Below are 1,553 nucleotides of genomic sequence, written 5' to 3' on the forward strand. Positions count from 1 at the left end.
CAGAGACAGGCTCATCGACGACGAGACCTGGCAGGTCGAGACCCTCGGCAAGCTCAGTAGCTGGGGCCACCGTCCGCCGGAGATGGTTCACGGCCTGCTCGGCCAAGCCCCCTTCACCCCCTCAACACCCTCGTCTACCGTAGAGCCTGAGCGGTTCACGGGTCGGGCGCACCCTGTGGATGTAGTACGTCATGGAGGCAAGACTCTCCGTGACCGCACGACCGATCGGACAGGGTTTCTGTCCCTGTGTCAGACGAGAAGACCGATCCGACCTGCCAAATCTCGGGCATCTCGCCGCATTGCGGTCGGCCCATCTTTCGCCAGTTCGACGGTCATACGGCGCGCGTACCCGTTGTAGCGGACGGTCTCCGGCGCGGCGATGTAGGCATGGTCGAGCATGCCGAGCGTCGCGGCATCGTCACCCGCGAGCTGCCAGGCCCGGGCCGCCTCGATCAAATGCCGGCCGCGCCTGGGTTGGGATGGAATCGCAGACGCCTCGGCTCTGCGGGCCTGTTTGCGTGCCTCGCCCGCCTGCCTCAGCTCGACCGCGATCGTCACCGCGTGGGCGCCCATGATGACCTGCGAGAACGAGGTCATCGGATCGTAGTGGGACGGCGGGAGCGTCTTCGCGATCCGGTCGGCCCGGTCCCACCAGCGCCATGCGGTCCCGGCCTGCCCGGCCCGCGCCGCGGTGTAGGCGACCTCGTGGTGGAGGGCACCCCACATCGCCCGCAGCTCGGCGTCCGCGTCCACTACGTGGGGCCTGAGGAGGTCGAGGCCCTCCCGGTTGACGGCTTCGGCCGCGTCGAAATCACCCGCGTCCCGGTGCGCCTGCGCGGCCAGCCACACGGCGCCGCCGAACGCCTTGGGGTCCTCCGACTCCTCGGCTGCCATGATGCTGCGCTCGACGATGCGCCACAGCAGGTCGGCGGACGGCTGATACGCCACGTAGAACTGTGCGAGGTTGTAGATCCGCGCGAGGAGCGACAGGGCGCGCCGGCGCTGCGCGCCCTCGTAGCCGCGCACGGCCTGCTTGGCGTCGCGGATGAGTTCGGGGAGCAGCCCGCCGAGGACGGTTCGGTGGTCCGGGGAGGCGTGCCTGGCCCGCCATGCCGCGTCGAGGCGCGCCTGCAAGTGGTCCAACGGGCTCGGCGGGCCGGTCATCGCCACGGCCACGGCATTGATCGCGTCCCGAACGTCGTTGAGCGCCGGGTGGCCCGGGCCGCGGAACATGCTCATCGGGACCGGCTCTCCGCCCGTGAGCTTGCCGACGTCCCGCAGTTTGAGGGCTTCGGCGAGACTGAGCAGCGTCGGGAGCTTGGGCTGGCCGATCTCTCCCCGCTCCACGGCCTTGACCCACCGCGCGTTCCTGCCGATGAGGCCGCCGAGTACCTCACGCGACATCCCGCGCCGCTCCCGGTAGTACCGGATGCGCTGCCCCACGGTGAGGTCGGGGTCCGCGGGGTCCATACTCCGCTCGTTCAAGGCCCAGCCCTTCCTCCGAGTCGCGACGCTTACAGGCTAGGCCGGGGGGTTGGGGTTTCCCAGGGGTT

Annotated in this window: 1 protein-coding gene; it reads right to left on the reverse strand. The window is 69.9% G+C overall.

Annotated elements, in window-relative coordinates; all coding sequences use genetic code 11:
- Positions 1-249: 249 nt before the first annotated feature.
- Positions 250-1,470, reverse strand: coding sequence for a helix-turn-helix domain-containing protein (locus tag ETD96_RS43830; protein ID WP_138642360.1), 1,221 nt, complete (start codon positions 1,468-1,470; stop codon positions 250-252).
- Positions 1,471-1,553: the final 83 nt, after the last annotated feature.

This window comes from Actinomadura geliboluensis, assembly GCF_005889745.1.
Taxonomy (GTDB): Bacteria; Actinomycetota; Actinomycetes; order Streptosporangiales; family Streptosporangiaceae; genus Spirillospora; species Spirillospora geliboluensis.

Excerpts from the sequence above, each read along its gene's own strand:
- ETD96_RS43830 (WP_138642360.1), bottom strand. The coding sequence starts at position 1,470 with ATGGACCCCGCGGACCCCGACCTCACCGTGGGGCAGCGCATCCGGTAC.